Here is an 18,922-nt window from a genome sequence, read left to right as displayed (position 1 = left end):
TGCCAGCGGCGCGCAAAATTCGCACAAACGTTCGCGGTGTGTCTTCGCGGCAAGACTTTCTGCTAACGTATTACGCCGCAAGTGGGGGAGTCACCTTGGTTTGTGTCGGATAGCGCCGCGTAGGCGCGAATCAACCGACTTGGACAGGTTTCGTGAACAGGATCCACTCGCTGGCGTCCACCTCCCAGTCCTCCTTCACAACCGGGCGGCGGGCGATCTCGCGGAAGCCTTTGGCGACATAGAGGCGGAGCGCATCCTGATGCGTGTCTTCGGCAATCAGGCTGATGGTGTCATGGCCGGCGGCAGCGGCAATCGTTTCAGCATGCGCGAGCAGCGCGCTGCCAAGGCCCTTGCCGCGGAACGCCTCGTAGGTGGCCAGAACGTTGAGGTACCAGGAGCCGGGGGCCATCGCTTCCAGCTCCAGCAGCGGCACGAACAGCGGCGGGGTGTCCGGCTCGATGGGGGCGGGCTCTTTTTCGGCGGCGTAGCCAAGAAGGCAGGCAGCGACGCTACCGTCCACTTCGGCAAGCCAGGCGTTGCGGTAGGAGAAATTGCCGGTCTCGCGTGCCGCGCGTTCTTCTCCCAGCGCCCAGGGATCACCCTGCGGGCCAACCGTCTTGCGCCAGAAATGCAGCGGCAAATTATCCGCCGCCATGTTGATGAAACGCACCAGATGCGGGGCATCCGATGCCCTGGCCGCGCGAATTTCCATGCCCGTTCCCCGTCCTTGCCCTGCGCCCCGGTCTCACGCCCGCGCGCCCTCCGTGATTGACTGATTTCGCTGCCCGGCACCAGCCCCTAAAGCGACAGCTTGTGCCAACAGTTTCGACAGCCGGGCGCCGGCGTCTGTGGTCCATCTTGCGCGGCGCGCGGGAGCCGCTTACCAGATATTCTGACCACCACGGCGCCGCATGAGGACAAAGATGAGCGATACGGTATTTCGTTTTCCCGCACCGGGCGAGGGGGCCATCACCACCGATCTCGACGGCTGGGTGAAGACCGACGGCAACCCGACGATGCGCTACTGGGTGCAGCATGCCTCGCTCGACGGCAGCATGATCTCCGGCACCTGGGAAGCGACGCCGGGCACGTGGCACGCCACCTACCAGTTCTATGAATTCGTCCACCTCATCGAAGGCCGCATCACCATTACCCCCGATGGCGGCGCGCCGGTGACGTTGACGCCCGGCGATGCTTTTGTCGTTGAGCCGACCTTCAAGGGCACCTGGACAATCGAGGAGCCGGTGCGCAAGCACTTCGCCATCAAGCTGAAGTAATCCGGTCCGGCCCTTTAACGCCGGCGCTTCGTGAGGATGCGGCACCCCATGACAGTCCCCGACCTGATCGTGATCAATGCCCGTGTCCTGACCATGGACCCGGAAAGCCCGCGCGCTGAGGCCGTGGCCCTTGCCGGCGAGTGCATCCTTGCGGTGGGCAGCACCGGCGAGATCGGGGCGCTGGCCGGGTCGGAAACCCGGATTATCGATGCGGCCGGGCGCACGGTGCTGCCCGGCTTTTTTGAAGGCCATGTGCATGTGGGGCTGGGCGGGGCGGACCTGACCCACCTGCATATCGGCCATCTGCATGGGGCCGAAGCTGTTGCCAAAGCCTTCCGCGACTTCGGCGCCGCCAACCCTGATATGAAGCTGTTGATGGCGCAGGAAGCGCATTACGGCATCCTCGATAAAGCCGCCACGCGCCATGACCTTGATGCGATGATTGCGGACCGCCCCATCGCGATGATGTCGCCCGATCTGCACACGGTCTGGGCCAACACGGCCGCGCTGGAAGCAGCGGGGTTGCTGCGGGGCGCGAAGACGCCGCCCGGCCATGAGGTGGTGATGGGGGCGGACGGGCTTGCCACCGGCGAGCTGCGCGAGTTCGAGGCCTTTGGTCCGCTGATCGCTTTTGCCGGGGAAGGGCGCATCAATCTGGGCATCGCCACGGGGGAGGAGCCTGACCCCTGGCCGACGGACGCCGAGCGCGCCGCCGACAAGGCGCTGCTTTTGAAGGGCATGCAGCATTGCGCCGCCCACGGCGTCACCAGCCTCGTCAACATGGATGGCAACCGCTACACGCTGGTGCTGCTGGCACAAATGCAGGCCGAGGGCAGCTTGCCGCTGCGGGTAAAGGTGCCGTTCCATTTCAAGCCGCATATGGGGATGGAGGCGCTGGAGCGTGCTTCTGCCATGGCGGCGGAGTTTGACGGCGACTGGATCAGCTCCGGCTTCGTCAAGATGTTCATGGACGGGGTGATCGACAGCCGCACGGCCTATATGCTGCGGGATTATGCCGACCAGCCCGGCCACCGCTCCGAGCCGCTGTTCCCGCCGCAGCGCTTCAACCAGATTGCCACGGAGATTGACCGGCGCGGCCTGCAGATCGCGGTTCATGCCATCGGCGACGGTGCGGTGCGCACGGTGATTGACGGGTACGAGGCGGCCCGCACCGCCAATGGCCGGCGCGACAGCCGCCACCGTATCGAACATATCGAGCTGATTGACCCCGCCGATGTGCCCCGGCTGGGCGCACTCGGCATCACCGCCAGCCTGCAGCCGCCCCATGTGCCGGGGGCGATGGATTTCCCGCCGCAGCCGACGCTCTCGCGCATCGGCAAGGCGCGGTGGGCGGATGCCTATCGCTGTCGCAGCCTGACCGAGGCGGGCGCCCCGGTTGCTTTTGCCAGCGACTGGCCGGTGGCGGATGTCTCGGTGCTGCGCGGCATATCGGCGGCGCTAACGCGCACACCCTATGAGGGGGCCAGCGACGAGCGCCTGGCGCTGATGGAGGTGCTGCGCGCCTACACCGCAGGCGGCGCCTGGGCGGCGCACCGGGACCATGTGACAGGCACCCTGCGCCCCGGCCTTGCCGCTGACCTCGTGATGCTGGGCGGGGATATCGAGGCCACGGAGCCGGGCGAAATTCCCGCTCTGGGCGTGGCCCTGACGATCTGCGGCGGGCGGATCATCCACGAGGGCTGAGGACGGAAGTGGCAGACCCCGCATCGTCAGCACGGCGCGGGGCCTCCATCGTATAATCCGGGACTGGTTCTGACCGTTGCCGTGGGCGACGAGGGCGTTCGGGCGGAGGTCCGGGTTAACCGCGGCCGCCGCCAGAAACCGGGGGCTGCTTACTGGTCCTTCCTGAACAGGTCCTGGAAGATCAGCGGCCCCCAGACGCGGTCCCGTGCATGGACCAGCCAGCCGCCTTCGCCGAGCCTGCCGAGATTGACCGGTGCGAAACCGAGCTGTCTGGCGAGATCGGCTACGGGCGCAATCGCCTCTTCCTGATCGCTCGCCAGAAAGACGACGCGATAACCGCCTTCAACGGCCGGGTCGCTTGCCAGCCTGGCCGCAGCCAGATGGTTGAAGCCTTTCACGAACTTTGCGCCGGGGAATGATCTTGCGGCGAACGCGGAGGAAGGCAGGTTTTCCAGCTCTTCTGCCGGAAGCAGCGCGTTCATCGCGTCGATGACCGTCTTGCCCTGCCAGTCCGGCAAGGCCTTCGCAACCTCCTGATGTTCCCCGAAGGGCACCGCGAGGATGATCGTGTGGGCGGTGAGTGCCTCCGCCAGCGATCTGGCGATGACTTTAGGGCCGATGGCCCGGGCCTGCGGCGCCAACGCTTCGGGAGGCCGGCGGCTGGCAACAGTCACTTCGATATTCTTGCGGGCAAAAGCGTGGGCGATGGCCTGGCCGATCTTGCCGAAGCCAATGATTGCGTAGCTCATGAGGTTTTTCCGATGTTGTATTGGGATTGAAATCGGGGTGCGGGGACGATGAGCCGACCGGAGCCCGGAGGAGGCCCGGCGACGCTCAGACCTGCGACATGCCGCCATCGACGACGAGGTCGATCCCTGTGGTGAAACGGCTGTCATCCGAGGCGAGGTAGAGCACCGCTGCGGCGATCTCCCGTGAAATGCCGAAACGGCCCAGCGGAACCAGCGAGACAAAAAAATCCGTCAGTTCCTTTGCAATTCCGGCAAAGGCAGCCGTGTCGCCGATAGCGCCCGGGCTGATGCTGTTGACCCGGATTTTCCGTTCCTTCAGGTCGTTCGCCCAGCTTCTCGCGAATGACCTGACTGCCGCCTTGGCGGCCGCGTAGAGGCTGGCACCGCCATAGCCTTTGAGGTGCGCGTTGGAGGCATTGAGGATGATCGATCCGCCATCCCGCAGCAGGGGCAGCGCCTTTTGTACGGTAAAGAGCGTGCCGCGAACATTGAGGCCAAGCGTGTCGTCGACCAGTTGCTCCGAGATCATTCCGATCGGTTTGTCGACTTCGCCGCCGCCTGCGCTCGCAAAGAGGATGTCGATCTGGCCCTTTTCGGATTTGACCGTTTCGTAGAGCCGGTCGAGATCGGCGAGATTGGCGGAATCCGCACGAACGCCCGTTACGTTGCGGCCAATGGTCTTTACCGCCGCGTCGAGGGCCTCCTGCCGGCGGCCGGTGATGAACACATGGGCTCCTTCTTCGACAAAAAGTTTTGCCGTCTCAAGGGCCATGCCGCTCGATCCGCCGGTAATGACGGCAACCTTGCCATCAAGCTTTCCCATGGCTTTTCCTTTCAGATTTAGTCTCTGACCACGCGGGGATTGTTTCCCCGAGAAGCTCAAGATGGGGCTGCCGGATCGGGGGATTGAGTACGGAAGGACGCATATCGGTGGTGCAGAAGTCATCCATTCGGGAGCGCGAGAACCGTGAGGGGCAGCCTATAGTTTTCGACACTGGACGGCGGTATTGATCTGAAGCCATGATGGTAAAGCTTCATAATATGTTCAGAAAACCTGATGTGCTGCGTCAGGAAACAGCTTTTGAAAGGGCACCTTTGCGGTGCCGAATTGCACCATGATTGACTGGGATGATGTCCGCTATTTTCTGGCCGTTGCCCGCGGGCATTCCGTCCGTGCGGCTGCCGGGCGCCTGGGAGTAAACCACTCGACCGTGCTGCGGCGTATTGCCCAGCTGGAAGAACATCTCGGTGCGCAGATGTTCGAGAAGTTGCCATCGGGCTACCGCCTGACTGTTGCGGGGGAAGAGGTGCTCGACCTTGCCATCCAGATGGAGGCATCTTCTCACCAGCTGGAGACGCGGGTTTTCGGGCGCGACCAGAGTGTCGGGGGCCTTCTCAGGGTGACACTGGCGCCGCCGCTGGTAACGCACCTGCTGATGCCGGACTTTGCCGATTTTGCGCGCCGGCACCCGGATATCGAGATGGAGATCCAGTCGTCAGGCGATCTGGCGAACCTCACCAACCGGGAGGCCGATATTGCGGTTCGTGTCGTTTATGACCGCAAGTCACTGCCGCTCAATCTTCATGGACTGAAGGGGCCGGATGTTTTTGGCGGGGTCTATATATCCCGTGATCTTCTGGCCGCGTGGCGAGCCAATGCTACGGAGCCCCTTCGCTGGATCGTCATCAGCATTCACGGAATCCCGGAGTGGGCCGATGCGGGCGAGGTTGGTGCGCCGGGGGTGCCGTTCAGGGTTACGGATGCGGGCTCGCAAATCGCTGCGGTTCGGCAGGGGATCGGGATAACGACACTGCCCTGTTTTGTCGGCGATGCCGATCCTTTGCTGGTGCGGGTGCCGGGCAGTAGCCTGCATCTGTACGGAACGCTCTGGATGTTGACGCAAGGGGAAACCCGCAAGACAAAGCGCGTACGGCTTTTTACAGAGTTCCTGTCCGGCAGGCTGGCTGTTCACGCCCCGCTTGTCTCGGGGCTTTCTTCGCCGCAAGAGTGACGCCCCCGCGCCTGTTGCACTATTCGCCGGCAGTGAGCGGGCAGTCCCGGGCTTTCCCATGTTGCAGTTTCCGGCCCGATGCCGCAGATAGACCTCGCTTGCCCGGCCCCGGTGCAAGCACCTGCATTTATCATCCGCCAGGACCCCATGTTTCGTCTCGACAACATCAGCAAGCAGAACGGCCACCAGCTCCTGTTCATTGACGCCTCCATGGGCGTGCAGAAGGGGGAGAAGGTCGGGCTAGTCGGGCCGAACGGGGCGGGCAAGACCACGCTCTTTCGCATGATCACCGGCCAGGAACCGCCGGATGACGGCATCGTGGTGATCGAGCCGGGGCGGACCATCGGCTATTTCAGCCAGGATGTCGGCGAGATGTCGGGCCAGAGCGCGGTTTCCGCGGTGATGGATGGCGTTGGTCCCGTCAGTGCGTTGATGGCCGAGATGGCGGCGCTTGAGGCCGCCATGGTCGATCCGGATCAGGCGGACGATATGGACGCGCTCATTACCCGCTACGGCGAGGCACAGGAGCGTTTTGAGGAGCTGGACGGGTATGCGCTGGAAGCAAGGGCGCGCGAGGTGCTGGCCGGCCTGAGTTTCAGCCAGGAACGCATGGACGGCGATGTCGGCCTGCTCTCGGGCGGATGGAAGATGCGTGTTGCGCTTGCCCGCATCCTGCTGATGCGCCCCGACGCCATGCTGCTTGACGAGCCCAGCAACCACCTTGATCTTGAAAGCCTGATCTGGCTGGAGGCCTTCCTCAAGGCCTATGACGGCGCGCTGCTGATGACCTCGCATGACCGTGCCTTCATGAACCGCATCATCGGCAAGGTGGTGGAGATCGACGGAGGCACGCTCACCACCTATTCCGGCGATCTTGATTTTTACGAGCAGCAGCGCGCGCTCGGCGAAAAGCAGCGCCAGGCGCAGTTCGAGCGCCAGCAGGCCATGCTCGCCAAGGAAATCAAGTTCATCGAGCGCTTCAAGGCGCGTGCCTCGCACGCCGCGCAGGTGCAGAGCCGGGTGAAGAAACTCGACAAGATCGAGCGTATCGAGCCGCCGCGCCAACGCCAGACGGTGCAGTTCGAGTTCCGCAGCCCGCCGCGCTCGGGCGATGATGTGCTGACGCTCAAGGGCGTGCACAAGGGTTATGGCGCCCAGCCGATCTATGCCGATCTGGATTTCCTCGTGCGCCGCAAGGAGCGCTGGTGCGTTCTGGGTGCCAACGGCGCCGGTAAATCAACGCTGCTGAAGCTTGTGGCGGGCGCGGTGGAGCCCGACGAGGGCACCGTCACCATCGGCGCCAGCGTGAAGATGGGTTATTTCGCCCAGCATTCCATGGATTTGCTGGAGGGCGACGAGACGATTTTCGAAACCCTGATGAATGCTTTTCCGCAGGCCGGGCAGGGCGCGCTGCGCACGCTGGCGGGCTGCTTCGGTTTTTCCGGCGATGATGTGGAAAAACCCTGCCGCGTGCTTTCGGGCGGCGAAAAGGCGCGCCTCGTCATGGCGATCATGCTGTTCGATCCGCCCAACCTCTTGGTGCTGGACGAACCGACCAACCATCTCGACATGGCGACCAAGGAAATGCTGGTGGCGGCACTGGCGGATTTTGAAGGCACCATGCTCTTCGTCTCGCATGACCGCCATTTCCTTGGCGCCCTCTCCAACCGCGTGCTGGAACTGACGCCCGAGGGCATTCACAAGTACGACGGCGGTTATAGCGAGTATGTGGCCAGCACCGGCCAGGAAGCCCCGGGGCTGCATCCGGGTGGGTGATCCCCGGATGGCTGATCAAGGTGTTTCTGGCAGAAGGGATCAGCCCGGAATTTCGGGCACCTCTATCGCCTCGCCAATCGCATAAAAATGCCCGCCGGCCACATAATGCAGGCTGCGCAGGGCCGGGTCGGCGGTTTCAAACTGCCAGTGGCCGTCACGGAATACCCGCTCATCCGCCCAGGCACCGGTCACTTCCGCGATGAACAGATCGTAGCGGCTCTGGTTGTGAGGTTCCGGGACCAGGCGGCAGGCAAGCCATGCCGAGCAGCCGGCCACGAACGGCAGGTCGCCGTCGAGCGCCACCAGTTCGACACCGGTCCTCGCCAGCTTTTGCGGGTCGTCCCCCAGGCTGATCGAGCCGACGGCATGAACGAGTTCTGCCTGGCTGGCGACCGGCACCTGAACCACAAAAGTGCCGGCGTCTTCCACCAGCGCCCGCGTGTAGACGCTCTTGTCGAGCACCACCATCAGCTTGGGCGGATCAAAATCGAGCGCACAGACCCAAGCGGCGGCCATCACATCGGTTTCGCCGCCGTAGCGTGCCGAAATGAGCGCCGTCGGCCCGTGATTGATAAGGCGATAGGCCTTTTCCAGCGGAACCGGGCGGATCGGGGAGCTCATGGGGCTTACCCTGTTTTCAATCAATCTCCCCAGCGGTCTAGCCGGGGGACTGGCCTAGTTCAATCGTCTTCGGACGAGGGTAGTCGTGCCGAATACAATCGAGGCCGCCCGAGTGCATAGGTAGAAGGGCAAAGTTCCGCCTTGGGAAGCTGTGTGAGCACAAACGCTCCCCAAGGCACTGGTCTCTAACGTGCGGTGCACGAGGTTTTATGATTTTTAACGAGTCTCTTCAGTTCGCGGCTGTCTTGTAGGTAGCTGTGTACTGGCAGGCATTTTCGGAAAGGCGATCCAGCATGGCATTGTCCTGAGCACCAAAGGTCCAGGCGCCGCTCATTGCTGCGGCCTTGGCGTAAAAGACGGGTTGAGCCAGTACAGTGTCGTCTTTTGCGCTCTTGTAAGTAACCTGCATCTGAACGGCCGAGCTACCAGCCAGCGCACCGAGCCAAATTCTGGCTCCCACCGACACTTTCTTTCCATTGAGGATCGTCGGTTCCAGCACCAGCGCCGTTGGGTTGGACTTTGCGGCCTCTTCGCTATAGGCACCGACCGCGCCGAGCGTTTCTGAAAGGCATTTTTCCAGACCACGCTGCACTTGAGCCGCAGCCTCCGGAGGGAAATCCTGCGGTGTTTGGTTCGTCAGAGGTTTGAGCAGGACCGGTGTGAACTGCCCGAAGGCGGCTGAGGGCGGCGTTTGGGTAGCATCCATTGGCTGGATATTGGTTGCGCAGGCTGTGAGCAGCAAAAATGCCGAGAGGCTACCGGCCCGCTTTGCGGTTGTGGCTTGCAGTCCGATTTTTTTCCAAAACATTTTAATGACTTGCCTCTGCAAAGAAAAACAATTAGCAAGATAATACTCACTATTTTTCCGTGTGGAAGCTATACATTTTTCTCCTGATTGCTGTTGCTGCGTGGCTGGAAAACGCCCTAAGCGCTAACCCCGGGGCGCGAAGAGATGCTCTCCCACCCCAGGGCTCTCGAGATCGCCGTAAACGCCGTCCGCGGGCTTCAGATATGCACCCCGCCCGCCACTTCGATACGCTGCGCATTCACCCAGCCGAAATCGTCGGAGAGCAGGCCGGCGATGACCGGGCCGACATCTTCCGGGCCGCCAACGCGGCCGAGGGCGGTGTGGGAGGCGACGAGTTTGTTGACCTCCGGATTGTCGCGCACGATGCCGCCGCTGAAATCCGTGGCGATGGCGCCGGGGGCGACGACATTGACGGCGATGCGGCGCGGGGCGAGCTCCACCGCCATGTTGCGCGTCAGCCCCTCGACGGCCGCCTTGATCGGTCCGTACCCGATACGGCCCGGCATGGCAAAGCGGGCAAGGCCGGAGGAGATGTTCACGATCCGCCCGCCATCCTTCATCAGCGGCAGCAGCTTCTGGGTCAGGAAGAGCGGGGCCTTGAAGTGGACGGCATAGAGCGCATCCATCTCCGCTTCCGTGATCGCCTCCAGCGTGGCGGCTGAAGAAATGCCGGCATTGTTGACAAGATAGTCGAACTGCCCGGCGCCCCAAGCCGCGAGGGTGTTGCGCACGGTATCGGCAAAGACACCGAAGCTCTCAATCTTGCCGGCATCAAGCTGCAGGGCCTGCGTCCGGCCTCCGGCTTTGGCGGCAAGGTCAACCACCTTGTCTGCTTCAGCACGGTTGCTGTTGTAGGTGAAGATCACCTGTACGCCGCGGGCGGCGAGGCGCAGGACGGTATCGCGCCCGATACCGCGGCTGCCGCCGGTGACAATGGCGATGCGGTTCTGGTTGGTTTCAGTCATCAGGGTTCTCCTTTTCCGGATTACCAGATGGACCCGATAACTGTTCTGGATAAGATGGTTATAAGGGAACAGGTCGTACGACAGGGCGAACGGAATGGCGGATTTTGCTGGTGTAGAGGCTTTCATCGCAGTGGCACGGGCAGGCGGGTTTCGTCTGGCGGCCCGTGCGACAGGACAAAGCGCCTCCAGCCTCAGCGATGCGGTAAAGCGGCTGGAGGCGCAGATGGGGGTGCGCCTCCTGAACCGGACTACACGCACGGTGACGGTCACTGAAGCCGGCGCGCGTATTCTCGCCCGGCTCACGGCGGCGATGGCCGAGTTCGATGCGGCGCTGGATGTTGCCAATGATTACCGCGCGCTGCCGAACGGCCGGCTGAAACTCAATGTGCCGGTCAACGCTGCCCGGCTGATGCTGCCGCGCATTCTGCCGCCCTTCTTCGCCGCTTATCCCGACATTCAGGTGGAGGTGGTCGTCACCACCAGTTTTGTCGATATCCTTGCCGCCGGCTGTGACGCCGGCATCCGGTATGGCGAGCGGCTGGAAAAGGACATGATCGCCGTGCCCATCGGCCCGCGCCGCCAGCGTTTTGCTAACGCTGCCGCGCCAGCCTATCTTGAAAAGCACGGGATGCCGCAGCATCCCTCGGAACTTCTGGCCCATGCCTGCCTTGCCGGCCGGTTTGACAGTGGCGCGCTTTCTACCTGGGAGTTCGAGCGGGAGGGCGAGGTGGTGCGCATCGAGCCCGGAGGGCCACTCATCGTGCAGTCGGGCGCGGTAGACCTTGCTTTGGCAGCAGCGGTTGCCGGCAGCGGCATTGTTCAGCTTTTTGAAGAATGGCTGCAGCCGGCTTTTGCAGGCGGGGAACTGGTGCCGGTGCTGGAGCCATGGTGGCCGGCTTTTCCGGGGCCGTTCCTCTATTATCCGGGCCGCGAACACACCCCTGCGCCGCTGCGTGCCTTCATCGACTTTACGCGGCAGTATCGCTGGTGAGGCCAGGCAGAAAAATCGGTTCACCGGGTGTCGGATAACCCCCGGCTGGTTCGTCGTTCCGGTATCAGGCCACCAAGGCCACTTTTATCCGGGAGAACGCATCATGCGGGTCATGGTTCTGGTCAAGGCGACGGAAGACAGCGAGAAGGGTTTTGAGCACAGCGCCGAAACGCAGGCGATGATGGAAGCGATGGGTAAATATAATGAGGAGCTGATCAAGGCCGGCATTCTCAAGGATGCGGACGGTCTCAAGCCTTCTTCAGAAGGCAAGCGCATCGCCTTTGATGGCGCCGGCCGCACCGTCATCGACGGGCCGTTTGCCCAACCGCGCGAACTGGTTGCCGGTTTCTGGCTGTGGGAAGTGAAGGACATGGCGGAGGCGGTGGCCTGGGTCAAACGCTGCCCCAACCCGATGCCGGGGCCGAGCGAGATCGAAATCCGGCCGCTTTACGAGATGGAAGATTTGATGCCGGGTGCGGGCGGCTGAACGCGGCGCATTTCCAGCCTCAATACCGCGCCATGCGCCCCAGATAGATCGACAGCAGCTGCATCTGCGAGGAGATGCCGAGTTTCCGGTACACATTACGCCGGTGCACCTTCACCGTGCCGGTCGAGATGTCGAGCTTGAGGCTGATGGATTCCGAGGAGTGGCCTTGCAAAACAAGGTCCACGATGGCTGTCTCGCGCGGGGTGAGGTTCAGCTCGCGCCACACCGCATCGGCGGGCTCAAGGGCCGGTTTGGATTCCGCTGATTTGCGGCGTTTACCCTTGAGAGCTGTGCCATTGCCACCGCTGCCGGCGGAGGTTGCGGCCAGTTGGGCATCGAAGCGGGGGCCGAGGCCGGACCAGAACTGCCTTACAAAACTAGTGACCAGAGGCTCCACCTGCCTGAGCAGGGAAAATTCGGCAGGCGGGAAGGGGCCGGTCTGGCGTTTGCGCATCAGCGACAGCACCAGAGTGATGTCGCCGTCGCCGTCCTGCAGCGGGACGAAGAAACCGATCTCCTCGGCAAGGCCGGTCTGGTCGTAATAACTGCGGTAATATTCGCTGGAAAAGAAGCGGTCGGGCGCCAGCTCCTTCATGCGAAACAGGCCTTCGCGGCGGGCGCGGGCGGTGTGGTAAAACGGGTCGAGCAGATAGGGGCCGGCCTGATAGAGCGTCACATAGATGATGTTCTCCTGCTCATCGAACGTCTTGTAGAGGTCGATGGGCCGTTCCTTGCCGCGATAGGCAAATACCACCACATGGTCGAACCGCGCCAGCGCCGCCATCATGCGCTGAAAGGTCTCACCCGTTTCGCGGTCGCTCATTTGCGCCCGTCCCAGCGTGCCGGCAAAGGCCTGAAACAGGGCGGGCAGGTCGAGTTTCATTGTTTTTCATCCACTTCGCAGGCGCAGCATCCGGCCATAAGGTTCTACTCCCTGCAAGGCGGTTTTTTCGCAGAAGTACCCCTTGTGAGGTATATACAGTCATAAAAGCTAAAACTTACCCTCTGTTTCACTACGGTGGCACAGGCAGCAACAGACTGCCGCTACAGACCAGCCGCAGGGAACAGACATGGCGCTCACGTCCTCGAACGATATCGAGTTCCGCTCGGTCACCAAAAAATATGGTGCCCTGACGGCGGTCAGCGATATCAATCTCAGCATTTCCAAAGGCGCCTTCCTGGCGCTGCTGGGTCCTTCCGGCTGCGGCAAGACCACGTGCCTGCGTATGATCGGCGGCTTCGAGCAGCCGAGCGAGGGCACCATCCATATCGCCGGGCGGGAGATGAACGGTGTTGCGGCCTATCACCGGCCGGTCAACATGGTTTTCCAGCACTACGCGCTCTTCCCGCATTTCAATGTCGAGCAGAACGTCGCCTACGGCCTGCGCCAGATGCGTCCGCGCCTGTCCCGTGCAGAAATCTCGCGCCGGGTCGGGGAAGCGCTGGCGATGGTGCGGCTTGACGGGTTTGCCGGCCGCCGCATCCATGAAATGTCGGGTGGGCAGCAGCAGCGCGTGGCGCTTGCCCGCGCCATCGTCAACCGGCCCTCGGTGCTGCTGCTGGATGAGCCGCTGGCCGCGCTCGACAAGAAGCTGCGCACCGCCATGCAGATCGAGCTGCAGACGCTGCAACGCGAGCTCGGCATTACCTTCGTTCTGGTAACGCATGACCAGGAAGAGGCGCTCTCGATGGCGGATACCGTCTGCGTGATGAGCGCCGGGCGTATCCGTCAGCTGGGCGCTCCGCAGGAAATCTATGACCGGCCGGCCGATCTTTTCGTGGCGGATTTTGTCGGCAAGACCAACCGGATTGAGGCGGTGGCGGAAGCGGGCGGCACGGTGCTGCGCCTTGCTGACGGTTCCGCCATGTCATCAAGCGCCCATTCCACCGGGGGCGGGGCCGGCGTGCCGAACGGCAAGGTCACCATCGCCATCCGGCCGGAGAAGATGCGCATGAGCCGCGCGGCCGCGCCGGGCCCGGCCTTCAAGGGCCGCGTCACTCACCGCATCTTCCTCGGCTCCGTTACCGAATATGCCGTCGCCGTGCCGGGCCTTGGCGATTTCCTCGTGACCGAGGATCGCAACGGCCTTGCCACCGACAACATGGTTTCCCCCGGGGAGGAAGTCTTCCTCGGTTTTCCGCCAGAAGCAGCTCACGTCTTTCCAGTTCAACAACCATAAACCAGAACAGGGGCAAGCATCATGAGCAAGGACTACAAGGATAATCTGCCGATCACGCCGCGCGCCTTTATGGAAGAGTTCATGCGCCTCAAGCGCGGCTCCGTGACCCGCCGGCATTTTCTGGGTGTTACCGGCCTTGGTGTGGCAACCGGGGTGATGTCGGGTTTCCCCGGCACCTTCTCCAAGTCGGCTTATGCCGCCGATCTCGGCACGCGCATGTCGATTGCCACCTGGCCCAACTATCATGATCCGGCGACGTTCGAAAATTTCACCGCCGCCACCGGCGTTGCCGTCGACGTCAATGTCTTCGGCTCCAATGAGGAGATGCTGGCCAAGCTTCAGGCCGGCGCCTCGGGCTGGTCGCTCTTCGTGCCGACCAATTACACCATCTCCACCTATCACAAGCTGGATCTGATCGAGGAACTCGACCTTTCCAAGCTGCCGAACTTCTCCAGCGCCACGGAAAATCCGCGCTTTACCAAGGAAGGCCAGATCGGCGGCAAAACCTATGCGGTGCCGAAGAACTGGGGCACTACCGGCTTTTCCGTCAACACCTCCAAGATCAAGACGAAGCTCACCAGCTGGAAGGATTTCTTCGAGATCATCCAGACGGAGGCCGATGGCCGCGGCATGGTGCATGACTATCAGCTGACCACCATCGGCAGCGCGCTGGTCTCCCTCGGGCTCGATTTCAATTCCATCAAGCCGGAGGATCTCGCCAAGGCCGAGGAACTGCTGATCAAGGTCAAGCCGCACCTCTTTGCCATCAATTCCGACTACCAGCCCTCCATGCGCTCCACCGACGCCTGGATCACCATGTGCTGGACCAATGACGGCGACCAGATGAACCGCGACATGCCGGAGATCGCCTATGTGCTCGGCAAGGATGGCGGTGAAATCTGGACCGATTATTACGCCATCCCCAAGGATGCGCCGAACAAGGCCGCCGGCTACGCGCTGCTCAACTTCCTGATGGATCCGAAGGTGGCGGTGAAGGAACACATCGCCAACGGTGCGCCGACCACCGACAGCCGCGTGATGTCGCTGCTGCCGCCGGAAGTCACCGCCGACAAGATCGTCTATCCGGACGAAGCCGCGCTGACGCCGCTGGAATTCGGCGCCGCCGTCACGCTGACCGATCCGGGCCGCGCCGAGCTGATGGCCCGCTTCAAGTCGGCCTGATCCCAAAAAGCCACGGGTTACCCGGCGCCTTGTCCCGACGTTTGAAGGGGCAGGGCGCCGGGCCCTGGCCTACCAGAAAACGCTCCCTGACGATTTCTCTTTTGCTGGAAGACCGATGCCGCTCAAGCCGCAGACGAGGCACAAGCTTGTAACCGCCCTGCTGCTGGGGCCGGCGGGGCTGTGGCTGTTCTTTTTCCTCGTGCTGCCCTTCATCGCCATTCTGGTGTTCTCCGTGGGCAAACGCGGGCCGGTGGGCGGTTATGCGCCGGCCTTTACCTTCGAGCAGTTCGCCAATCTCGGCACCCGCGCCGCCGCCTTTGTCAATACGCTGGAGCTGGCACCGGTCGGGGCTTTTTCCTGCCTGCTGGTGGCCTATCCGGTTGCCTATTACCTCGCGGTGAAGGTGAACCCGCAGCGCCGGCTGCTGCTGCTGTCGCTGGTGGTGGCGCCGTTCTGGACCAGCCTTTTGATGCGCACCTACGCCTGGATGTACCTGCTGGGCGGGCGCGGCATTCCGCATCTGCTGGAGCTTGTCGGCATCGAGAATGTGCGGCTCATCAATACGCCCGGCGCGGTGCTGCTGGGCATCGTCTATGGCTATCTGCCGCTGATGATCATGCCGATCTATGTCAGCCTCGAAAAACTCGACCGCAAGCTGCTGGAAGCTTCCTACGACCTTGGTGCCAAGCCGATCGGCACCTTCTTCCGGGTCACGCTGCCGCTGTCTCTGCCGGGCGTGATGACGGGTTTTGCCCTCGTCACCATCCTCCTGCTGGGTGAATACCTGATCCCGCAGCTCCTGGGCGGCGGCAAGGTGTTCTTCATCGGCAATGCGCTGGTCGATCTGTTCCTGCAATCGCGCAATTGGCCGTTCGGCTCGGCCATCGCGGTCACGCTGGTGGCGGTCGTGGTGGTCATCCTCACCATCGCCATGCGCCTTACCTGGCGTATCGCCGGCACCCGCAAGGTGGATCTCGTCTGATGCGCGCGCTTGTTACAGCCGTTTACCTCTTCCTCTACGCGCCCATTGCGCTTGTGGTGCTGTTCTCCTTCAATGCCGGGCGCAGCGCGGTCCAGTTCACCGGCTTTTCCGCTGACTGGTACGGCAAGGCACTTTCCAATGTGCTGCTGATGGATGCGCTGAAGAACAGCCTTCTCATCGCGGCCACCTCCGCCATTCTCGCCGTTGTTTTCGGCACCATGGCAGCGATGGGGCTGGAGCGGCTGGGCGCGCGCATGCGAGCCCTTTTTGACGGACTGCTGGCTGCCGCCATTGTGGTGCCGGGCGTTGTCATCGGCATCGCCACGCTGGTGGCGCTGGTGCAGCTGTTCGATGTCCTCAACCCGCTGCTGGCGGGCCTCTGGCCGGGGCAGGAGGCGCCGAAGCTGCAGCTGGGTTATGGCTCCATCATCGCCGCGCACGGGCTTTTCACCATGGCGCTCGTCACCATGATCGTTAAGGCGCGCATCGCCAGCCTTGGCCGCGATATCGTCGAAGCCTCAAGCGATCTTTACGCCTCGCCGCTCACCACCTTCCGCGAGATCGTGCTGCCGCAGATCCTGCCGGCGGTGCTGGCGGGCTTCCTGCTCGCCTTCACCTTCTCTTTCGACGATTTCATCATCGCCTTCTTCGTCGCCGGATCGAAGACGACGCTGCCCATCTACATCTTCGCCTCGATCCGCCGGGGCGTGACACCTGAAATCAACGCCGTCGCCACCATGGTGCTCGGGGCATCGCTGCTGATGATCCTGATCGCCCGTTTCCTGATGCGCGAAAAAACAACAAGGTAAGCGGGAAGAACAAATGATCCTCAAAGATCGTGTCGCCATCGTCACCGGCGCAGGCTCGGGCATTGGCCAGGGCGGTGCCCGCATCATGGCAAGGGAAGGGGCCCATGTCGTGGTGGTGGATATGAACCCCGCCCGCGCGGGCGAGACGGTAGCGCTCATAACCGGCGAAGGCGGCTCGGCCGAGGCGCTGGCGCTGGATGTGACGGATGATGCCGCCCTGGAAGCTGGCATCGCCTCCGTGCTTGCCCGTTATGGCCGTATCGACATTCTGCACAACCATGCCGGCGCGCAGGTCGCGGGCGATCTGGAGCAGGTGGCCGTTGAAGGTTTCGACAAATCCTGGGCGCTTAATGTGCGCGCGCATTTCATGGCGGCGCGGCTGGTGATGCCGGCCATGAAAGCGGCGGGCAAGGGCGTTATTCTCAACACCTCCTCGTCCTCCGGCGTGCTCTATGACCGCGAGATGATCGCCTACACCACCTCCAAACATGCCGTCATCGCCATGACGCGGCAGATGGCGGGCGATTATGCGAAGTTCGGCGTGCGGGTAAACGCGCTTTGCCCCGGCTGGGTGGATACGCCTTTCAATCAGCCCTTCATCGCCCAGATGGGCGGTCGCCATGCCATCGAGGCCTATGTGGCCGACAAGGTGCCGCTCGGCCGCTGGGCGGCGGTGGAGGAGATTGCTGAGCCCATCCTGTTCCTGGTCTCCGACCGCTCTTCCTACATGACCGGCCAGATCCTCGTGGTGGATGGCGGGGAGACCATAGTTTAGAGCGGGTTCAGGGCAGGCGGTTCCCGGCCGCCTGTCGCCCGTTTGAAAAAGCTACTTCAGATAGGCATCCGGCATCAGCATATGGGCCAGATAATTGAGGCTCGTCTCCAGCTGCGCCCGTTCCGCAGAGCCGCCAAGACACAGGCGGACATGCTCGTCCGGCGGCCCGCCCACCGTGAAGGCATCTGACGGGATGATGCCGATATGGCGTCCTGCCATGTTGGCAATCACATCGGCCCGGCTTGCCCCGGGGGGCAGCCTCAGCCAGATGTTGAAGGCATTCTCCGCGCCAAGGAAATCCAGCCCCTCCAGCGCCTCGCGGGCGATCTGCTGGCGCAGCGCGGTTTCCTTGCGCACAAAACGGCGGATAAGGTCCGCGGTGCCGTCCTCGATCCAGCGTGTTGCCAGCGCCATGGAAAGCGGCGACGGCATGACGGAGAGGGCCTTTATCGATTGTTCCAGCGCCAGCGTATGCTTGGCCGATGGCGTCACCGTATAGGCAAGGCGCAGTCCGGCGCCGATACATTTGGCGAGGCCGCCAATATACCAGGTGAGATCCGGCGCAGAGGCCGCAATCGGTGCCGGTGCGCGTTCCGGGATGAAGCCGTAGGCATCATCCTCGATCAGCGGCAGGCGATATTCCGCGATGAGCTGGGAAATCTCCAGCCGGCGCTTCGTCGGCATCGTGACGGTTGTGGGGTTCTGCAGCGTGGGATTGAGATAGAGCATGCGGGGGGCGTGCTCCTTTATCGCCGCTTCCAGCGCCTCCGGCAGGATGCCGTCCCCGTCCATCTCAATGCCGACGAGCCGGATACCCAGCCGCTGGGTGATGGCGCGGATACCGGAATAGGTGATCCTTTCGCAAAGGACCACATCGCCCGGCTCGGCCACCAGGGACAGGATGGCCGCCATCGTGGCATGCGCCCCGGGGGTGACCGCGATCCGCTCCAGCCTCGGCACCAGTCCGCGCAGGGAAAGCCAGCTTGAGGCGACGGTCCGGTCCTTTTCGCCGCCAAGGGCGGATTGGTAGCGCAGCAATGGTACCAGGTTGGCCGAGACATAACCTAGTCCTTCGCGCATCCGCTCCAGCAGCGCCGGATCAGTCGGCTCCGGCGGCATGTTCATCGACAAATCTTCGCCCGAAGTGCGTGCCGGGTCGGGCTGCGCAGCCGGGGCGGCTGTCTCCGATACAAAGGTGCCCCGTCCGACGTGGCTGTTCACGAGCCGGCGGGCCTGCGCCTCGGAATAGGCGCGGGAGACGGTGGTGAAATCGATGCCGAGATGCGCAGCCAGCTGGCGCTGGGGAGGCAGGCGCTGTCCGGGCTTCAGCAGGCCGCTGCGGATGTCATCGGCAATGGCATTGGCAATCGAGAGGTAATGCGGGGTGCCGTCATTTCGTATTTCCGGGGTCCAGTTCGCCATGCAAGTCCCGATGCCCTGTGTCACGTGAGGTGGAATCGTAGCGCAATGTATGGATCAATTTTGATGCCGATTCCATGATAAATCTCAGGATGAGTGGCTGTTTTTGTATCTTTAGATGCCTGTTTTGCACGCTTTTCGCCGAAATCGTAGGCATGAGGCGGTAATTTGATGGAATTATTGTA

At 62.7% G+C, this 18,922-nt stretch carries 19 protein-coding genes; 11 read left to right on the top strand and 8 right to left on the bottom strand.

Features of this window, described 5'->3' with window-relative positions:
• Positions 1 to 130: 130 nt before the first annotated feature.
• Positions 131 to 712, bottom strand: coding sequence for a GNAT family N-acetyltransferase (locus tag QTL98_RS12440; RefSeq protein WP_445678799.1), 582 nt, complete (start codon positions 710 to 712; stop codon positions 131 to 133).
• Between the two features lie 211 nt (positions 713 to 923).
• Between QTL98_RS12440 and QTL98_RS12435 the strand changes: the two genes are divergently transcribed.
• Entirely contained in the window at positions 924 to 1,277 is a 354-nt protein-coding gene (locus QTL98_RS12435; protein WP_445678798.1) for a cupin domain-containing protein, read from the top strand.
• A 48-nt stretch (positions 1,278 to 1,325) separates the two neighbouring features.
• Entirely contained in the window at positions 1,326 to 2,981 is a 1,656-nt protein-coding gene (locus tag QTL98_RS12430; protein WP_445678797.1) for an amidohydrolase, read from the top strand.
• Between the two features lie 149 nt (positions 2,982 to 3,130).
• Here the strand turns inward: QTL98_RS12430 and QTL98_RS12425 are convergent, their stop codons facing one another.
• Positions 3,131 to 3,730, bottom strand: coding sequence for an NADPH-dependent F420 reductase (locus tag QTL98_RS12425; protein ID WP_445678796.1), 600 nt, complete (start codon positions 3,728 to 3,730; stop codon positions 3,131 to 3,133).
• Positions 3,731 to 3,815: 85 nt separating this feature from the next.
• Positions 3,816 to 4,553 (bottom strand): SDR family NAD(P)-dependent oxidoreductase, encoded by a 738-nt coding sequence (locus QTL98_RS12420; protein ID WP_445678795.1) that lies wholly within the window; start codon positions 4,551 to 4,553, stop codon positions 3,816 to 3,818.
• 292 nt (positions 4,554 to 4,845) lie between these two features.
• On the opposite strand from QTL98_RS12420, the gene QTL98_RS12415 reads away from it, so the two are divergent.
• Both QTL98_RS12415 and QTL98_RS12410 read left to right on the top strand, forming a co-directional pair.
• Positions 4,846 to 5,742 (top strand): LysR family transcriptional regulator, encoded by an 897-nt coding sequence (locus QTL98_RS12415; RefSeq protein WP_445678794.1) that lies wholly within the window; start codon positions 4,846 to 4,848, stop codon positions 5,740 to 5,742.
• A 147-nt stretch (positions 5,743 to 5,889) separates the two neighbouring features.
• Entirely contained in the window at positions 5,890 to 7,518 is a 1,629-nt protein-coding gene (locus tag QTL98_RS12410; RefSeq protein ID WP_445678793.1) for an ABC-F family ATP-binding cassette domain-containing protein, read from the top strand.
• A 39-nt stretch (positions 7,519 to 7,557) separates the two neighbouring features.
• Here the strand turns inward: QTL98_RS12410 and QTL98_RS12405 are convergent, their stop codons facing one another.
• The 3 genes from QTL98_RS12405 to QTL98_RS12395 all read right to left on the bottom strand — a co-directional run bounded on the left by QTL98_RS12405 (position 7,558) and on the right by QTL98_RS12395 (position 9,912).
• On the bottom strand, positions 7,558 to 8,139 hold the full coding sequence (locus tag QTL98_RS12405) for a flavin reductase family protein (RefSeq protein WP_445678792.1): 582 nt from the start codon (positions 8,137 to 8,139) through the stop codon (positions 7,558 to 7,560).
• A gap of 229 nt (positions 8,140 to 8,368) precedes the next feature.
• Positions 8,369 to 8,947 carry a hypothetical protein gene (locus tag QTL98_RS12400; RefSeq protein ID WP_445678791.1) on the bottom strand — a complete coding sequence of 193 codons (579 nt, stop codon included), beginning with the start codon at positions 8,945 to 8,947 and terminating at the stop codon, positions 8,369 to 8,371.
• A gap of 197 nt (positions 8,948 to 9,144) precedes the next feature.
• Complete coding sequence (locus QTL98_RS12395) at positions 9,145 to 9,912, bottom strand: SDR family NAD(P)-dependent oxidoreductase (RefSeq protein ID WP_510637486.1); 768 nt, start codon at positions 9,910 to 9,912, stop codon at positions 9,145 to 9,147.
• Positions 9,913 to 10,006: 94 nt separating this feature from the next.
• Between QTL98_RS12395 and QTL98_RS12390 the strand changes: the two genes are divergently transcribed.
• Entirely contained in the window at positions 10,007 to 10,903 is an 897-nt protein-coding gene (locus tag QTL98_RS12390; RefSeq protein WP_445678790.1) for a LysR substrate-binding domain-containing protein, read from the top strand.
• Between the two features lie 103 nt (positions 10,904 to 11,006).
• Positions 11,007 to 11,390, top strand: a complete 384-nt coding sequence (locus QTL98_RS12385; protein ID WP_445678789.1) for a YciI family protein — start codon at positions 11,007 to 11,009, stop codon at positions 11,388 to 11,390.
• A gap of 19 nt (positions 11,391 to 11,409) precedes the next feature.
• Here the strand turns inward: QTL98_RS12385 and QTL98_RS12380 are convergent, their stop codons facing one another.
• Entirely contained in the window at positions 11,410 to 12,273 is an 864-nt protein-coding gene (locus QTL98_RS12380; protein WP_445678788.1) for a LuxR C-terminal-related transcriptional regulator, read from the bottom strand.
• Between the two features lie 187 nt (positions 12,274 to 12,460).
• On the opposite strand from QTL98_RS12380, the gene QTL98_RS12375 reads away from it, so the two are divergent.
• From QTL98_RS12375 to QTL98_RS12355, 5 genes are all read left to right on the top strand, one after another.
• Positions 12,461 to 13,570 carry an ABC transporter ATP-binding protein gene (locus QTL98_RS12375; protein ID WP_445678787.1) on the top strand — a complete coding sequence of 370 codons (1,110 nt, stop codon included), beginning with the start codon at positions 12,461 to 12,463 and terminating at the stop codon, positions 13,568 to 13,570.
• Positions 13,571 to 13,591: 21 nt separating this feature from the next.
• Entirely contained in the window at positions 13,592 to 14,752 is a 1,161-nt protein-coding gene (locus tag QTL98_RS12370) for a polyamine ABC transporter substrate-binding protein (RefSeq protein ID WP_445678786.1), read from the top strand.
• A 115-nt stretch (positions 14,753 to 14,867) separates the two neighbouring features.
• Positions 14,868 to 15,734: an ABC transporter permease gene (locus QTL98_RS12365; protein WP_445678785.1), complete on the top strand. Its 867-nt coding sequence runs from the start codon at positions 14,868 to 14,870 to the stop codon at positions 15,732 to 15,734.
• On the top strand, positions 15,734 to 16,543 hold the full coding sequence (locus QTL98_RS12360) for an ABC transporter permease (RefSeq protein ID WP_445678784.1): 810 nt from the start codon (positions 15,734 to 15,736) through the stop codon (positions 16,541 to 16,543). The genes QTL98_RS12365 and QTL98_RS12360 overlap by 1 nt, the downstream gene beginning before the upstream one ends.
• A 13-nt stretch (positions 16,544 to 16,556) precedes the next feature.
• The gene (locus QTL98_RS12355) at positions 16,557 to 17,318 is read left to right on the top strand and encodes an SDR family NAD(P)-dependent oxidoreductase (protein WP_445678783.1); all 762 of its coding nucleotides are present in this window, start codon (positions 16,557 to 16,559) and stop codon (positions 17,316 to 17,318) included.
• Between the two features lie 51 nt (positions 17,319 to 17,369).
• On the opposite strand, the gene QTL98_RS12350 is transcribed toward QTL98_RS12355, so the two are convergent.
• Entirely contained in the window at positions 17,370 to 18,740 is a 1,371-nt protein-coding gene (locus QTL98_RS12350; protein ID WP_445678782.1) for an aminotransferase-like domain-containing protein, read from the bottom strand.
• Between the last annotated feature and the right edge of the window lie 182 nt (positions 18,741 to 18,922).

Origin of the sequence: Radicibacter daui, assembly GCA_030657355.1 — a bacterium.
GTDB lineage: Bacteria > Pseudomonadota > Alphaproteobacteria > Radicibacterales > Radicibacteraceae > Radicibacter > Radicibacter daui.
The sequence above is the reverse complement of the archived record's forward strand: the minus strand, read 5'-3'. Positions and strand labels throughout refer to the sequence as shown.

Excerpts from the sequence above, each read along its gene's own strand:
- QTL98_RS12395 (WP_510637486.1), bottom strand. The coding sequence starts at position 9,912 with ATGACTGAAACCAACCAGAACCGCATCGCCATTGTCACCGGCGGCAGC.
- QTL98_RS12365 (WP_445678785.1), top strand. The coding sequence starts at position 14,868 with ATGCCGCTCAAGCCGCAGACGAGGCACAAGCTTGTAACCGCCCTGCTG.
- QTL98_RS12370 (WP_445678786.1), top strand. The coding sequence starts at position 13,592 with ATGAGCAAGGACTACAAGGATAATCTGCCGATCACGCCGCGCGCCTTT.
- QTL98_RS12410 (WP_445678793.1), top strand. The coding sequence starts at position 5,890 with ATGTTTCGTCTCGACAACATCAGCAAGCAGAACGGCCACCAGCTCCTG.
- QTL98_RS12415 (WP_445678794.1), top strand. The coding sequence starts at position 4,846 with ATGATTGACTGGGATGATGTCCGCTATTTTCTGGCCGTTGCCCGCGGG.
- QTL98_RS12430 (WP_445678797.1), top strand. The coding sequence starts at position 1,326 with ATGACAGTCCCCGACCTGATCGTGATCAATGCCCGTGTCCTGACCATG.
- QTL98_RS12420 (WP_445678795.1), bottom strand. The coding sequence starts at position 4,553 with ATGGGAAAGCTTGATGGCAAGGTTGCCGTCATTACCGGCGGATCGAGC.
- QTL98_RS12350 (WP_445678782.1), bottom strand. The coding sequence starts at position 18,740 with ATGGCGAACTGGACCCCGGAAATACGAAATGACGGCACCCCGCATTAC.
- QTL98_RS12360 (WP_445678784.1), top strand. The coding sequence starts at position 15,734 with ATGCGCGCGCTTGTTACAGCCGTTTACCTCTTCCTCTACGCGCCCATT.
- QTL98_RS12435 (WP_445678798.1), top strand. The coding sequence starts at position 924 with ATGAGCGATACGGTATTTCGTTTTCCCGCACCGGGCGAGGGGGCCATC.
- QTL98_RS12405 (WP_445678792.1), bottom strand. The coding sequence starts at position 8,139 with ATGAGCTCCCCGATCCGCCCGGTTCCGCTGGAAAAGGCCTATCGCCTT.
- QTL98_RS12385 (WP_445678789.1), top strand. The coding sequence starts at position 11,007 with ATGCGGGTCATGGTTCTGGTCAAGGCGACGGAAGACAGCGAGAAGGGT.
- QTL98_RS12375 (WP_445678787.1), top strand. The coding sequence starts at position 12,461 with ATGGCGCTCACGTCCTCGAACGATATCGAGTTCCGCTCGGTCACCAAA.
- QTL98_RS12355 (WP_445678783.1), top strand. The coding sequence starts at position 16,557 with ATGATCCTCAAAGATCGTGTCGCCATCGTCACCGGCGCAGGCTCGGGC.
- QTL98_RS12425 (WP_445678796.1), bottom strand. The coding sequence starts at position 3,730 with ATGAGCTACGCAATCATTGGCTTCGGCAAGATCGGCCAGGCCATCGCC.
- QTL98_RS12390 (WP_445678790.1), top strand. The coding sequence starts at position 10,007 with ATGGCGGATTTTGCTGGTGTAGAGGCTTTCATCGCAGTGGCACGGGCA.
- QTL98_RS12380 (WP_445678788.1), bottom strand. The coding sequence starts at position 12,273 with ATGAAACTCGACCTGCCCGCCCTGTTTCAGGCCTTTGCCGGCACGCTG.
- QTL98_RS12440 (WP_445678799.1), bottom strand. The coding sequence starts at position 712 with ATGGAAATTCGCGCGGCCAGGGCATCGGATGCCCCGCATCTGGTGCGT.
- QTL98_RS12400 (WP_445678791.1), bottom strand. The coding sequence starts at position 8,947 with ATGTTTTGGAAAAAAATCGGACTGCAAGCCACAACCGCAAAGCGGGCC.